General features: G+C 69.6%; 14 protein-coding genes. 9 read left to right on the forward strand and 5 right to left on the reverse strand.

The annotated features are described in order from the left end of the window. The 4 genes from dctP to FF100_RS29450 form a co-directional block, all read right to left on the reverse strand. A partial coding sequence (gene dctP / locus FF100_RS29435) for a TRAP transporter substrate-binding protein DctP (protein WP_171070380.1) occupies positions 1-489 on the reverse strand: 489 nt, incomplete at its 3' end. A 113-nt stretch (positions 490-602) separates the two neighbouring features. Then, positions 603-1,874: a TRAP transporter large permease gene (locus FF100_RS29440; RefSeq protein WP_139039401.1), complete on the reverse strand. Its 1,272-nt coding sequence runs from the start codon at positions 1,872-1,874 to the stop codon at positions 603-605. A 16-nt stretch (positions 1,875-1,890) separates the two neighbouring features. Continuing rightward, complete coding sequence (locus tag FF100_RS29445; RefSeq protein ID WP_139039402.1) at positions 1,891-2,436, reverse strand: TRAP transporter small permease; 546 nt, start codon at positions 2,434-2,436, stop codon at positions 1,891-1,893. Between the two features lie 7 nt (positions 2,437-2,443). Beyond that, on the reverse strand, positions 2,444-3,106 hold the full coding sequence (locus FF100_RS29450) for a GntR family transcriptional regulator (RefSeq protein WP_139039403.1): 663 nt from the start codon (positions 3,104-3,106) through the stop codon (positions 2,444-2,446). Positions 3,107-3,323: 217 nt separating this feature from the next. On the opposite strand from FF100_RS29450, the gene FF100_RS29455 reads away from it, so the two are divergent. From FF100_RS29455 to FF100_RS29495, 9 genes are all read left to right on the forward strand, one after another. Then, complete coding sequence (locus FF100_RS29455; RefSeq protein ID WP_139039405.1) at positions 3,324-4,133, forward strand: alpha/beta fold hydrolase; 810 nt, start codon at positions 3,324-3,326, stop codon at positions 4,131-4,133. Then, positions 4,133-4,924, forward strand: a complete 792-nt coding sequence (locus FF100_RS29460) for an aspartate dehydrogenase (protein WP_139039406.1) — start codon at positions 4,133-4,135, stop codon at positions 4,922-4,924. The genes FF100_RS29455 and FF100_RS29460 overlap by 1 nt, the downstream gene beginning before the upstream one ends. 29 nt (positions 4,925-4,953) lie before the next feature. Further along, positions 4,954-5,712 carry an SDR family oxidoreductase gene (locus FF100_RS29465; RefSeq protein ID WP_139039407.1) on the forward strand — a complete coding sequence of 253 codons (759 nt, stop codon included), beginning with the start codon at positions 4,954-4,956 and terminating at the stop codon, positions 5,710-5,712. A gap of 154 nt (positions 5,713-5,866) precedes the next feature. Continuing rightward, positions 5,867-6,868, forward strand: coding sequence for a 4-hydroxyproline epimerase (locus FF100_RS29470; protein ID WP_139039408.1), 1,002 nt, complete (start codon positions 5,867-5,869; stop codon positions 6,866-6,868). A 63-nt stretch (positions 6,869-6,931) separates the two neighbouring features. Next, positions 6,932-8,155: a metal-dependent hydrolase family protein gene (locus FF100_RS29475; protein ID WP_139039410.1), complete on the forward strand. Its 1,224-nt coding sequence runs from the start codon at positions 6,932-6,934 to the stop codon at positions 8,153-8,155. Next, on the forward strand, positions 8,152-8,988 hold the full coding sequence (locus FF100_RS29480; protein ID WP_139039412.1) for an ABC transporter permease: 837 nt from the start codon (positions 8,152-8,154) through the stop codon (positions 8,986-8,988). Before FF100_RS29475 ends, FF100_RS29480 begins: the two co-directional genes overlap by 4 nt. Position 8,989: 1 nt before the next feature. Then, complete coding sequence (locus FF100_RS29485; protein WP_139039414.1) at positions 8,990-10,027, forward strand: ABC transporter ATP-binding protein; 1,038 nt, start codon at positions 8,990-8,992, stop codon at positions 10,025-10,027. An 89-nt stretch (positions 10,028-10,116) separates the two neighbouring features. Beyond that, on the forward strand, positions 10,117-11,160 hold the full coding sequence (locus FF100_RS29490; protein WP_139039415.1) for an ABC transporter substrate-binding protein: 1,044 nt from the start codon (positions 10,117-10,119) through the stop codon (positions 11,158-11,160). Between the two features lie 52 nt (positions 11,161-11,212). After that, the gene (locus FF100_RS29495; protein ID WP_139039417.1) at positions 11,213-12,073 is read left to right on the forward strand and encodes an ABC transporter permease; all 861 of its coding nucleotides are present in this window, start codon (positions 11,213-11,215) and stop codon (positions 12,071-12,073) included. A 334-nt stretch (positions 12,074-12,407) separates the two neighbouring features. Here FF100_RS29495 and FF100_RS29500 read toward each other — a convergent pair whose 3' ends face one another. Continuing rightward, positions 12,408-13,526 carry a M20/M25/M40 family metallo-hydrolase gene (locus tag FF100_RS29500; protein WP_139039419.1) on the reverse strand — a complete coding sequence of 373 codons (1,119 nt, stop codon included), beginning with the start codon at positions 13,524-13,526 and terminating at the stop codon, positions 12,408-12,410. Between the last annotated feature and the right edge of the window lie 296 nt (positions 13,527-13,822).

Below are 13,822 nucleotides of genomic sequence, written 5' to 3' on the forward strand. Positions count from 1 at the left end.
CATGTCGGCGGCGGAACCGATCGTCTTGCCGTTCGTGAAGATGTTGCGCTCGAGCGCCGAGATGAAGCCGAGACCGACCATGTTGTAGCGCGGCAGCAGGTCGAGCATCTCGCGACCGATCGGACCCTGCAGGACGCCGTTGGCCTGGTCCACGCTGCTGAACAGATAGGGGAAGGAGAAGACCGTGTACTCCTTCAACGTGTTCTCGACCGGCGGTTCGCCGGTGACGACGATGTCCTGGGTGCCGGTGCGGGCCGACTGGATCATCTTCACCTCTCCGCCGAGCTGGGCGCCGGGGAAGATGGTGATCTTGATCTGGCCGTTCGACTTGGCGGCCGCGACCTCGGCGAGCTTGACGGCGGCGGCGTGATAATGGCTCGCCGTGGTCAGCACGTGGCCGAGGTTGAGCTCGACCGCCTGTGCCAGGACCGGTGCCGTCGCGCACAGCCATGCGGCGGCCGCGAAGGCCGGGAGGCGGGACCACGTCATCGTCTTGCTCCTCGTTCGGCGGAACCGGTCCGCATGAAGGGGACGCCGGACGTCGCCGTCCGGTCCCAAGCAGAATGGTGTCGGACGGCGGACCGCTTTCCGCTCGGGCGCGCTCATCGCAGCAGCACCAGGGAGAAGGCCGGGACATAGCTGATGACGAGGACGTCGACCGTCAGGACGGCGAGGAAGACGAGGAGCGGCTTCGTCATGGCGTCCATCGGGACGCCGGAGACCTGGCTCGCGATGGTGAGGTTGATGGCGACGGGCGGCGTCACCATGCCGGTCGCCACGTTGACGATGAAGACGATGCCGAGATGCACCGGGTCGATCCCGTAGCTCTGCGCCACGGGCGCGAGGATCGGGCCGAGGATGAGGATCGTGGCCAGCGCCTCCATGAAGGTGCCGACGACGAACAGCAGGACGTTGACGAGGAGCAGGAAGCCGACCGGTCCGCTCGTCACCTGCCCGATCAGCGTGCCGAGATGCTGCGGGATCTGGTTGACGGTGAGCGCGTAGCCGAACAGAGCCGCGAAGGCGACGATCAGCATCACCATGCCGGTCATCACGGCGGACTCGTTCAGGATCCGCACCACGTCGCGCAGCGTGATCGCCCGGTAGACGAAGCGGCTGACGAGGAAGCCGTAGACGACGGCGACCACCGAGGCCTCGGTCGCCGTGAACACGCCCGAGTAGATGCCGCCGAGGATGATCACCGGCATCACGATGGCGAAGGCCGCCTCCCGGGTGACCCTGACGAGGTTGCGCGCCCAGGCACCGACGGGCACGCGCTGGGTGGCATCGAAATCCTGGAGCCTCGCCATCGCGCAGATCGTCAGGATGAGGCTCAGCGCGATCAGGATCCCCGGCAGGATGCCGGCGATGAAGAGGCTGCCGATCGAGACGTTGACGACGAGGCCGTAGATGACGAGCGGCAGGGACGGGGGCAGGATCGCGCCGAGCTCGCCGCCGACTGCGACCGAGGCCGCCGCGAAGTTCTTCGGGTAGCCCTTGCGCTCCATCGCCGGGATCATGGTCGAGCCCACCGCCGCGGTGGTCGCCGAGGACGATCCGGTGATGGTGGAGAAGAACATGCAGGTCAGGATCGCGGCGCTGCCCACGCCCCCGCGCATCCAGCCGAGCAACGCCGTCGCGAACGCGATCAGGCGGTCGGAGATGCCGCCGGCCTTCATGATGTTGCCGGCCAGCACGTAGAACGGGATCGCCAGGAGCGCGAACGTGTCGAGCGCCTCGAAGACGTTCTGCGGCACGCTGATGAGATCGAGGCCCCTCGCCCGCAGCCCCACGATCGCGCAGAGGCCCATGACCGCGAAGATCGGCACCGCGATCGCGAGGAGGACCGTCATCCAGCCGAGAAGGAGGGCCATCCGCGCGTCTCCCTGGTCAGATCAGCGAAGCTTCGGGATTGTCCTCCGGCGCGACCGCCAGGGACGTCTTCGCGGTGACGCGGCGCTCGACGATGAAGGCCGCGATGTTGACGATCGCCAGCGCCGAGCCGACGGGCAGCGACAGGTAGACCCAGGCCATCGGGATGTTCAGGACCGTCGAGGTCTCGGTCTGGCCGAACGCGACCCAGCGCGCGCCGAGCCAGACGAGGCCGAGGAAGAAACCGATCGTGACGAGCAGCGCCCCGAGCCGCACGAGGTCGCCGGCGCGCCGCGGCAGCGAATCCGGCAGGGTGTCGACGGCGATGAGGGCGCCGGACCGCGCCGCGACGGCGGCGCCGGTGAAGATGCACCAGACCATCAGGTAGCGGGCCAGCTCCTCCGACCACGGGACCGAGAGCACGATCCCGAGCCGCGGCAGGACGAAGCGCACGACGATCTGCAACCCGACGATCAGCACCATGACGCCCAGCATGGCGCCGACGAGGTGGCGCAGGACGGCGTTCATGCCGTCGACCGCGCGGAGGAAGAAGAGGGCCGCCACGGGAGCCTCACGCCGCGCCGGCGACGGCACGCCCGCGCCCGATCGACGCGAGCAGGTTCTCGGCGACGCGGCCGATATGGGTGCGCAGCAGCCCGACGCCCCCCGCCACGTCCCCCAGTCGGGCGAAGGCGACGAGGCGACGGTGGTCGAGGAGTTCGTGCTCGACGTCGGCCGCGACCGCGAGTTGCAGGTTGACGTAGCGGTTGGCGTTGTCGTGCACCGTCTTGAGGAGCCGGAGGGCGATGCGCCGCTCGCTCGCCGCGTAGAGGGCGTGATGGAAGCGCCAGTTGAGGTCGCCCCACGTCTCGATCGTGCTGGTCGCGCTGGCCTCGGCGATGACGGCCTCCGCAGCCTGGAAGTGGCTCTCGGTCATCCGCGGGATCGCCAGCCCGAACAGCCACGTCTCGAGTTCCGACCGGATCTCGAACAGTTCCTCGATCTCGGCGGGCGACAGGGACGAGACCACCGTGCCCTTGTGGACCTCCGATTCGACGAGGCCCTCGGCCTCGAGCTGCCGGATCGCCTCGCGCAGCGGCACCCGCGAGACGCCGAGTTCGGCCGCCAGCTTCTCCTGCCGCAGCGGCGTTCCGTCCGGCAATTCGCCGGACACGATCCGGCGGCGGATCTCGCCGACGATCTGGTCTATGAGTGATTGGCGTCCGATCTGCATGATTGAATACGATATTCAACCGTTCTGACCCACAGCAAGCTGAAATCGCGGGCCATCGCTGCTGAAAGGTGAGGCAGCCGAAGCCCTTGGCGCCGTGGATCCGTGAGAATATGGATATTGTATCCAGGACGAGGATGGCAGGCGCCGGAAGTGACCTGCATCGTCCCCGCCTGCGCCGTCGATGGCGGCGTGGCCGCCTGGTAGCGGGAGGGTCTCGATGACTTCAGGCGCGACATCTGTCGACACCTCCGACGGCGCCCGGCTCGCCGTCCGCCAGGACGGGCAGGGACCGGACCTGCTGCTGGTCTCCGGCCTCGGCGGCACCGCCGGGTTCTGGGCCCCCTGCCTGCCCGCCCTCGCCCTCGCCCACCGCGTCACCCGCTTCGACCAGCGTGGGATCGGGGCGAGCGGCCGCGGGACCGCGCCCTGCGACATCGATCGGCTCGCGCGCGACTGCCTCGCCGTCATGGACGCCCTCGGCATCGCGACGGCCGTGTTCGTCGGGCACTCGACCGGCGGCGCGATCGGGCAGGCGCTGGCCCGCCTCGCCCCCGACCGCCTGCGCGGCCTCGTGCTCAGCGCGACGTGGCTGAAGCCTTCCCGCTACATGGAGGCCCTGTTCGGTGCGCGACGCCGCATCCTCGACCTCGATCCGGTCGCCTACGCAGCCACCGGCGCCATGATGGGCTACGCGCCGTCGTGGCTCGATGCCCACTGGGCCGCCTTCGAGGCCGCGACCGCGCACGCCCCGACCGCCGAGGAGGCGCGTAGGGTCGTGCGGGAGCGCATCGACGCCCTGCTCGCCTTCGACGGCTCGGCCTCCGTCGCGGCGATCCGATGCCCGGTCCTGGTGCTGGGTGCGCGGGACGACCTGATCGTGCCGGCCTTCCTGCAGGAGGATCTCGCTGCCGCGCTTCCGCCGGACCCGCGGATCGTACGGTACGAGGATGGCGGCCACTTCTTCCCGGTCACCCGCACGCCCGACTTCACCCGCGACCTGCTCGCCTTTACCGGGTCCCTCCCCTGATGCGCCGCGTCGCGATCATCGGGCATGGGGCGATCGGCCGGGATCTCGCGACGGCGCTGGCGTCCCGGGACGGCTACGCCCTCGCGGTCGTGCTGCGGCCGGGCTCCGCGAGCGCCGCGGCGGTCGATCCCGCCTGCGCGGTCCTGCCCGACGTCGGTGCGCTCGCCCGCTTCGCCCCCGCCCTGGTGGTCGAGGCGGCCGGCGCGGGCGCCGTGCGCGAATGGGGCGCGGCGGTCCTCGGGCTCGGCGTGCCCCTGCTCCTGTCCTCGGTCGGCGCGCTGCACGACGACGCCTTGCGCCATGCCCTCGTCGCGACGGCGCAGGCCGCCGGGACGCGCCTCTACCTGCCGTCCGGGGCCCTCGCCGGGCTCGACTACGTGCGGGCGATGAGGGGCGCGCCGAACCTTCGGGTCCGCTACGAGTCGCGCAAGCCGACCGCCGCCTGGGCGGACGAGCTCGCCCGCCTCGGCCCGGACGCCGCACCGGACGCGGCGCTCACCCTGTTTCAGGGAAACGCCCGCGCGGCCGCCGCCCGCTACCCGGCCAACCTCAACGTCGCCGCGACCCTCGCCCTTGCCGGCGCCGGCTTCGAGGAGACCGAGGTCCGCGTCGTCGCGGATCCCGCCGCGCGGGGCAACACCCACGCGATCCGGGCGACGAGCGATCTCGGCGAGCTCGACCTCGTGGTCGCCAACCGGCCCTCGCCGGACAACCCGAAGACCTCGGGGATCGTGAGCCGTGCGCTGCTCGCGGCGGTCGAGCAGCACTTCTCCACCGTGGTCATGCTGTGACGCCCCTCGCTCCCCGGAAAGGATCCGCCATGAAGCTCGACGGTCGAATCGCGATCATCACGGGGGGCGGCTCCGGGATCGGCCACGAGGCCGCCAGGCTGTTCGCGGACGAGGGCGCCGTGGTCATCGTGGCCGACAGGGACGCGGCCGCCGCCGAGCGCGTGGCGGCCGAGCTGACCGCCCGCGGCGCCCGGGCCGAGGCGGCGACCGTCGACGTGGCGCGGGAGGCCGAGGTCGCCGCCCTGATCGGGGCGACCGCTGGCCGGCACGGCCGCCTCGACATCCTGGTCAACAACGCCGGCTACGGGATCGCCGGCACCGTCGTCGACACCAGCGAGGCCGACTGGGACGCGCTGATGGCGGTCAACGTCAAGGGCGTGTTCTTCGGCTGCAAGCACGCCGTGCAGGTCATGGAGCGGCAGGGCGGCGGCGTCATCGTCAACACCGCCTCGGCGGTGGCCACGGTCGGCATCCTCAACCGTGCCGCCTACGTGGCCTCCAAGGGAGCGGTGGCGGCGCTGACCCGGGCGGTCGCGCTGGATCACGTCGGCGCGAAGGTCCGCGTGAACTGCGTGGCGCCGGGCACGATCGAGTCGCCCTACTTCGCGCAGATCCTCGCGGGTCCGGACGGGCCCGAATTGCGGCGCGGTCTCGAGATGCGCCAGGCGATGGAGCGGCTCGGTCAGCCGATCGAGGTCGCCAAGGCCATCCTGTTCCTGGCAAGCGACGATTCCTCGTTCTGCACCGGCACCATGCTGGTGGTCGATGGCGGGTGGACGGCCCGCTGATCGGGCGGCGGGTCCGCCCCCTCGGGGAGCCGGCAGCCCCGCGGGCGGCCCGCGGAGGAAGCGGCGCCGGGTTGTCCGACCCGGACGTCGCGCGCCAAGATCGTGCGATCGACCTGGCACCGTTTTCGCTACGAAGAGACTCAGGATTTCCCCGATGGCCACGCATACGTTCTCCTGCTTCGATGGCCACACTTGCGGCAACCCGGTCCGCCTGGTGTCCGGCGGCGGTCCCCGCCTGGAGGGGGCCACCATGCTGGAGAAGCGCGCCCACTTCCTGCGCGAGTTCGACTGGATCCGCACCGGCCTGATGTTCGAGCCGCGCGGCCACGACATGATGTCGGGCTCGATCCTCTATCCCTCGACGCGCCCCGATTGCGACGTGGCCGTGCTCTTCATCGAGACCTCGGGGTGCCTGCCGATGTGCGGGCACGGCACCATCGGGACGATCACGATGGCGGTGGAGAACGGCCTCGTCGTCCCGCGCACCCCCGGCCGGCTCGCGATCGATGCGCCGGCGGGCAAGGTCGATGTGACCTACGTGCAGGAGGGCCGCTTCGTCGAGGAGGTCAGGCTCACCAACGTGCCGAGCTTCCTGTTCGCCGAAGGGCTGACGGCGACGGTCGAGGGCCTGGGCGAAGTCGTCGTCGACGTGGCCTACGGGGGCAACTTCTACGCCATCGTCGAGCCGCAGAAGTCCTTCCGGGACCTGGACGACCACAGCGCCGGGGCGCTGATCGCCTGGAGCCCGAAGCTGCGGGCCGCGCTCAACGCGAAGTACGAGTTCGTCCACCCCGAGCACGACCAGATCCGCGGCCTCAGCCACATCCTCTGGACCGGTCGGCCGAGGGCTCCCGAGGCGCATGCCCGCAACGCGGTCTTCTACGGCGAGAAGGCGATCGACCGCTCGCCCTGCGGCACCGGGACCTCCGCCCGGATGGCTCAGCTCGTCGCCAAAGGCAGGCTGAAGGTGGGCGACGACTTCGTCCACGAGTCGATCATCGGCTCCCTGTTCAAGGGCCGGGTCGAGGCGACGGCGGCGGCCGGCGGCAGACCCGCGATCGTCCCGTCCGTCGCCGGCTGGGCGCGCATGACCGGGATCAACACGATCTTCATCGACGACCGCGACCCCTTCGCGCACGGCTTCGTCGTCGCGTGAGCGCGGTGCAACCCCCATCGGCACGCGTGAGATCGCCGAGAGAAGCGGGCAAGTGAGGTGGCAATGTCGTTCCTGCTGACCGGCGGATCCGTCCTGCGTGCCGGCGCATCCGAGCTCGACCGGAACTGCGATGTGCTCGTCGAGGGCGACCGCATCAAGGAGGTCGGCCCCGGCCTCTCCAGCCCGTCGGCCACGCGGATCGACCTTGCCGGCCGCACCCTGATGGCCGGCCTCGTCGACGCCCATGTCCACGTGACCGCGGCCAGCGTGAACATCGGCGAGAACGCCGCCGAGCCCTCCTCGCTCGTGGCCCTGCGCGCCGCACGGCTCATGAACGCCATGCTGATGCGGGGCTTCACGACCGTGCGCGACGTCGGCGGCGCCGATCACGGCCTCAAGCGGGCCGTCGAGCTGGGGTTGATCGACGGTCCCCGCCTGGTGATCTCCGGCAAGGCGCTGGGCCAGACCGGCGGCCACACCGACTTTCGCCCCCGCTCCGACAACCGCGGCACCTTCGACGACCGCCTCGGCGCCCTCGGCCGCATCGCCGACGGGGTCGATGCCGTGCGCCGCGCCGCCCGCGAGGAGATCCGCGCCGGCGCGGACCTGATCAAGATCATGGCGAATGGCGGCGTCGCCTCGCCGAACGACCCGATCCACGCCCTCGGCTATTCCCGCGACGAGATCCGGGCGGCGGTCGAGGAGGCGGAGAACGCCGGCACCTACGTGTCGGCGCACCTCTACACGGACCGGGCGATCCGCCGGGCGGTCGCGTGCGGCGTCCACTCGCTCGAGCATTGCAACCTCATCCAGGCCGAGACCGCGAGGCTGGCGGCCGAGGCGGGCTGCATCGCCTGCCCGACGCTGGTCGCCTACGAGGGGCTCGCCATGGAGGGCGAGGCGCTCGGCCTCGGGGCGGAATCGATCGCCAAGATCGAGACCGTGCGCCGCGGCGGCATGGAATCGCTCGCCATCATGCGCGAGGCCGGGCTGCCGATGGCCTACGGCTCGGACCTCCTCGGCGGATTGCAGAAATACCAGTCCCTGGAGTTCACGATCCGGGCGCGCGTCCTGCCGGCGGCCGAGATCCTCGCCTCCGCCGGCCCGATCGCCGCCCGCCTGTGCCGCCTCGAGGGCGCGATCGGGACGCTGGAGGCCGGCGCCTATGCCGACCTCATCGTCGTGGACGGCAACCCGCTCGCCGAGATCGGCATCCTCGACGGCCAGGGCGAGCGCATCCCGGGCATCATGAAGGGGGGCTGCTTCTACAAGAAGGCGTTCCCATGAGCGGGGAGACGATCCTCGGGCGCCGCCCGGTCGAGATCCTCGCCCGGGCGGCCTTGCGTGCGGCGACGGCCCTGGTCCTGGCCTACATCGCGATGCCGCTCGCCCTCGTGGTCTGGCTGTCGTTCATGGCGGGCGAGATCATGGTCGTGCCGCCGGAGGGCTATTCGCTGCGCTGGTACGGCGTGGCCTGGAACCAGGACCAGCTTCGCAGCGGCTTCGTGACGAGCCTCTGGGTGGCCGCGGTCGCGACGACCCTCGGCCTCCTGGTGACGGTGCCGGCGAGCTTCGCGCTGGCCCGCGGCCGCTTTCCCGGTCGCGAGGCGGTCCTCCAGCTCCTGATGTCGCCCCTGATCGTGCCAGGCATCGTGATCGGCGCATCCATCTACGTCTTCCTGGTCCAGGTCGAGATCGAGACGGGCCTTCCCCTCGCGGGCTCGGCCTGGGGGATCGTCGTCGCCCACCTCCTCCTGACGGTTCCCTGGTGCGTGCGCCTCGTGACGGCGAACCTCGTCGGGGTGAACCGGTCGGTCGAGGAGGCGGCCTTGAGCCTCGGCGCCTCGCCGCTCGTGACCGCCCTCACGGTGACGCTGCCGATGATCTGGCCGGGTCTCGTCGCGGCGGCGGTGTTCGGGTTCGTGGTCTCGTTCGGCAACATCGAGGTGTCGCTGTTCCTGGTGGCCCCGGGCCAGACGACCCTGCCGATCGCGATCCTCCAGTACCTCCAGTGGAAGATCGATCCCACGATCGCGGCCGTCTCGGTCGCCCAGATCGTCCTCATCGGTGCCGCGCTCGTGGCGACGAGCCGTATCACGAACCTCGGAAAGGTGGTCTGACGTGGCCGGCATCCGGATCGAGAGCCTCGCCAAGCGATACAACGCGGTCTCGGCGGTCGACGGCGTCACCCTCGACGTGCGGGACGGCGAGTTCCTGGTGCTGCTCGGGCCGTCGGGCTGCGGCAAGACCACGACCCTGCGGATGATCGCCGGCTTCGTGGCCCCGAGCGAGGGATGCGTGCGGATCGGCGCGCGCGACGTGACGCACGAGCCCCCCTACCGGCGCAACATCGGCCTCGTCTTCCAGAACTACGCCTTGTTCCCCCACCTGACGGTGGAGGAGAACGTCGCCTTCGGCCTCCGGCGTCGCCGCGTGGGCGAGGCGGCGATCCGGACCCGCGTCGCGACCGCGCTCTCCCGCGTCAAGCTCGACGGCTTCGGCGGCCGCTATCCCCGGGCGATGTCCGGCGGGCAGCAGCAGCGTGTCGCCATCGCCCGCGCCATCGTGATCGAGCCCGACGTGCTGCTGCTCGACGAGCCCCTCTCCAACCTCGACGCCCAGCTGCGCCACGACGTGCGCGGTGAGCTGCGCCGCCTCCAGACCGAGCTCGGCATCACCACGATCATGGTCACGCATGACCAGGACGAGGCGATGAGCGTGGCCGACCGGCTTGCCGTGATGGAGAAGGGGCAGGTCCGCCAGGTCGGCACGCCGTCCGAGATCTACCGTCGTCCGGCGGACCGCTTCGTGGCGTCCTTCGTCGGGCGCGCGAATTTCTACGCCGGCCGGGCGGAGCGCGGGATCTTCGTCACCGCGTCGGGCCTGCGGCTGCCGGTGGCCGATCTGGCGGAGGGCGCCGACACCCTGATGATCCGGCCCGAGGCTGTCGGCCTTCGGCCGGCCGGCGCGGACGGGCTGGCGGCCACCGTCGAGACCGCGACCTATCTCGGGGCCGGATGGGAACTGGAATTGCGCCTGGCCGGAGGAGAGCGGCTGTCCGTGGTCGCCCCGGACGCGGGCGAGCACTGGCGGCAGGGCCAGATCCTGACGGCCCATGTCGCGCCGACCGCCGGCGTCGGCATGCGGACCGGCTCCTGAATCACCAGCCCGCGCGGCGCTTGAGCGAAGCCGGTTTCCGCATCGCGAAGCGATCCGAAGGAATCCGCATGAGAGAGGGGAACACCGTCATGAGCGCACACCTCAACCGCCGCGCCTTCGGCCTGCTGGCCGGCGCAGCCGCTGCCGGGATCGTCTGTCCGCGGACCGTTCGTGCCGCGCCCTCGGGGCAGATCGTGGTCGGCACCTGGGGCGGCGACTACCAGAACCTCCTGCAACAGAACGTCGCCGTGCCGTTGATGACGCCGATGGGCGTCAACGTGGTCTACGACACCGCCACCGACACCGTGCGCAAGACCAAGCTCATGGCCGAGCGCCGCCTCCCGCGCGGCTCGATGGACGTCGCCGCCCTGACGGCCTCGGGCTCGTTCGAGATGTACTCCAACGGCGCGCTCGAGGAGCTCGACGAGGGCAAGGTCCCGAACCTCCAGCATGTCCAGCCATTCCTGAAGAGCAAATACGCAGCCCCGCATATCTACACGGGGCGGGTGATTCTCTACAATCCGAAGCTCATCCCTGAGAAGCCGACCTCTTATGCCGATCTGTGGAAACCGGAATACGCCGGAAAGGTCGGCTTGATCGACCTCCAATACCAGACGACCATCGAATCCGCGGCCATGATCGCGGGTGGCTCGATGACGAATTACGAGCCCGGCAAAGCCAAGCTGCTCGAACTGAAGAAGAGAGGCGTCAAGATCTACCCGACCAACGAGGCCATGGCACAGGCCCTCAAGACCGAGGAATGCGCGATCTGCATCATGTGGCTTGCCCGCGGCGTCGCCTGGCAGAAAGCCGGCATCCCGGTCGAGATCGCCTACCCCAAAGAGGGTGTCGTCCTCTACATCTCCGACATGGTCGTGCCGAAGAACGCCCGCAACAAGGACGCCGCCTTCGCCTATCTGAACGCGATCCTGGAGCCGACGTCGCAGGAAGCATTCGCCCGGACCATGGGTTACGCGCCGACGGTCGACAACGTCACCCTCGCGCCCGCCCTCGCCAAACAGGTGTCGCTGCCAGCCGATCTCCAATCCTCGTTCGCCAAGCAGGACCAGGATTATTTGCTGAAGACGGACGCGTCGCTCCAGGAATGGTGGACCAAGGAGTTCAAGTCTTGATCCGACGCTCCCCTGCCCCGGCGCGCGGCCCCGCTCCCGCGGCGGGCGCGCGATGAGCGCGGCCACGACCGAGCAGAGGCGCTTCGCGACCCTGCTCGCGCCCGCGACGGTGATCGTCGTCGCGGGCCTCGTCCTTCCGCTTCTCCTGATGGCGCGCTACAGCCTGAACCGGTTCGAGCCGGGCCAGTTCATGGTCGAGGCGTTGACGTTCGGGAACTACGTCAAGATCATCTCCGATCCTTACTATCGGAGAATCGCCGTTACGACGGTCACGATGGCCTTCACGGCCACCGCGATCTGCCTCGTCGTGGGCTTCCCGGTTGCCAGCGCCATCGCGAGGGCGCCGGCTCGCTGGAAGACGGCGCTGCTCCTGCTGGTGATCCTGCCGCTCTTCGTCGGCAACGCCGTACGGGCGGCGGGCTGGATGGTGGCACTGGGGCAAAAGGGACTCCTGAACTGGATCCTGCTGCGCCTCGGCATCGTCTCGGAGCCCGCCGCCTTCATGTATACGTGGGGCGCGGTCTGCGCCGGCATCGTGTCGGTCAACCTGCCCTACGTCGTGCTGACCTTGCAAAGTGTCCTCGAAGGCACCGAGAAATCCGCCGTCGATGCCGCTCAGAGCCTTGGTGCAACGCCCTTTACGACATGGCGGCTGGTGACGCTGCCGCTGGCGATGCCCGGGGTCGTGGCGGCAGGCCTGCTGTCCTTCATCCTGGCCATGAACGCCTACGCCACGCCCGTGCTTCTCGGGGGGCCAACGTTCCAGATGATGGCCCCCTCGGTCGCCGACCAGGTCTTGCAGCAATCCAATTGGCCGTTGGGGGCGGCGCTCGCGTTCACGCTCACGGCCATCACCCTCATCCTGACCGCGACCGTCAGCTTCACCCTCGCGCGGACCCACGCCGGTGCGTAACGCCGCGCAGGGGCGTGTCCGAACTTCGCCGCGGCTCGACAGAGTTCGGGTTCTCCCGGCCGGAGTTGACGGCGCCGGCGCTGATGCGCCGGACGCCTTGGCATCGACGGGTCGATGCCAAGGCGCGAGGGGATGACTGGGCGGCCGGTTGCCCCGCGAACCGCCTTGGTAGACGGAGTGTCCGTCCGGTTCTGGCCCGGCGGTCGCACAACTCCGCGCTATCGAGGGTGCGGGCCGACGCGCTCACCTCCCCCGTACGCGGAAAGCGGCTTCGCTCAAGCGCCGCGCGGGCTCGTGGATACGATGTCCGGAAGGGATCGTCCTGGACATCGTATCACCCGGCAGCCAGGGGCAGCTCGACGGCCAGCTTCTGAAAGATCGCGATCGATCGTTCGAGCGGCTCCAGATCGATGAATTCCTCCGGCTTGTGCGCCTGCTCCATCGAGCCCGGACCGAGGATCAGCGTCGGCGCCACCGTGGCGAATTGCGAGGCGTCGCTGCCGAATGCGCCCACATCCGGAGACACTGCGGTGACGGCCGCAGCCAACCGCACCAGGGGATGGCCCACGGCCAGTTCGGGCGGTGTGCCCTCCTGACGAACGACGAGGTCCAGGCCGTGACGGCACGCGGCCGCCTCGACACGCTCGATGACCCACGACGGATCGATCGCCTTCGAGTACCGGAACTTCATCCGGCAGGTCGCCAGCGCCGGTGTTATGTTGGTCGCCGTACCGTGGTTGTCGACGATGATGTTGAGGTCGCACCAGGGCGGCGTGTAGCTCGGATCCTGGAACCGCGGATCGCCCCGCAGGGTGAGGTAGATGTCTCGCATCTCGGACAGGAACGGGATCAAGGCGATGTTGGCATTCAGTCCATCCGCGGTCGAGGAATGAGCCTGGACGCCCCGGGCGGTCGCGGTGAACTGCACGTCGGAGCGATGCCCGCGCAGGGGACGCAGATTCGTCGGTTCAACGACGAGGATGCCGGCCGGTGGATGAGCCTTGAGCATCCGGCTCTCGGCGACGATGCGCCGCGCACCCGCCTTGGTCGTCTCCTCGTCGCAGGTCAGCAGCAGCATTGCGGCGCGGTCGGCGGGCAGGCTGCGAGCGGCGACGATGGCCGCGGCCATCGGCCCTTTCATGTCGCAACTTCCGAGACCGTAAAGCCGACCGTCCTGGATGATGGGTTGGAACGGTTCGCGCGTCCATCCGACCGGCGGCACCGTGTCCATGTGCGCCGAGAAGGCGAGGCAGCCGCCGGCTTCGCCGCGCAAGGCGACGAGCGCGGTTTTCTCGATGCCGTCCGGGTCCGTGAAGTCCAGCCGCTCGATCGCAAATTCCGGCAGCTCGCCGACGATCATATCGGCGAGCACACGATTGCTGCGACTGCTGCGTGTGTCGAGCGTGATCAGCCGCGAGGCGAGGGCAATGACTTCAGAGAGAGGGGACGACATCGCACAACCTCAGGAGAAAAGCACCAAGATCATAGCCAGGATGCGGTCCCATATCCGCTTCCCACACACTCGCTTTTATACCGCCGCGCCGTCGAACGGATCCGTTCGACGGCGCAAGGCAAGCCCGAACGGGCGTCGACGCCGATGCGCCGAACGCCTTGGCATCGACCTGTCGATGCCAAGACGCGAGGGTCTTGAAGCCGTCCTTCCGCGCTCGGCCAGTCTCCGTCTTTCATGGCAGATCAGACAGCCAGCACCAGACCATTCGCATGCCGGAGAGAGGTCGGGAGCCGCCC

The organism is Methylobacterium terricola (assembly GCF_006151805.1).
GTDB lineage: Bacteria > Pseudomonadota > Alphaproteobacteria > Rhizobiales > Beijerinckiaceae > Methylobacterium > Methylobacterium terricola.

What these genes read in the sequence shown, in the direction of transcription:
- FF100_RS29455 (WP_139039405.1), top strand. Translation starts at nt 3,324, where the DNA reads ATGACTTCAGGCGCGACATCTGTCGACACCTCCGACGGCGCCCGGCTC.
- FF100_RS29465 (WP_139039407.1), top strand. Translation starts at nt 4,954, where the DNA reads ATGAAGCTCGACGGTCGAATCGCGATCATCACGGGGGGCGGCTCCGGG.
- FF100_RS29480 (WP_139039412.1), top strand. Translation starts at nt 8,152, where the DNA reads ATGAGCGGGGAGACGATCCTCGGGCGCCGCCCGGTCGAGATCCTCGCC.
- FF100_RS29450 (WP_139039403.1), bottom strand. Translation starts at nt 3,106, where the DNA reads ATGCAGATCGGACGCCAATCACTCATAGACCAGATCGTCGGCGAGATC.
- FF100_RS29500 (WP_139039419.1), bottom strand. Translation starts at nt 13,526, where the DNA reads ATGTCGTCCCCTCTCTCTGAAGTCATTGCCCTCGCCTCGCGGCTGATC.
- FF100_RS29470 (WP_139039408.1), top strand. Translation starts at nt 5,867, where the DNA reads ATGGCCACGCATACGTTCTCCTGCTTCGATGGCCACACTTGCGGCAAC.
- FF100_RS29495 (WP_139039417.1), top strand. Translation starts at nt 11,213, where the DNA reads ATGAGCGCGGCCACGACCGAGCAGAGGCGCTTCGCGACCCTGCTCGCG.
- FF100_RS29460 (WP_139039406.1), top strand. Translation starts at nt 4,133, where the DNA reads ATGCGCCGCGTCGCGATCATCGGGCATGGGGCGATCGGCCGGGATCTC.
- FF100_RS29490 (WP_139039415.1), top strand. Translation starts at nt 10,117, where the DNA reads ATGAGCGCACACCTCAACCGCCGCGCCTTCGGCCTGCTGGCCGGCGCA.
- FF100_RS29440 (WP_139039401.1), bottom strand. Translation starts at nt 1,874, where the DNA reads ATGGCCCTCCTTCTCGGCTGGATGACGGTCCTCCTCGCGATCGCGGTG.
- FF100_RS29475 (WP_139039410.1), top strand. Translation starts at nt 6,932, where the DNA reads ATGTCGTTCCTGCTGACCGGCGGATCCGTCCTGCGTGCCGGCGCATCC.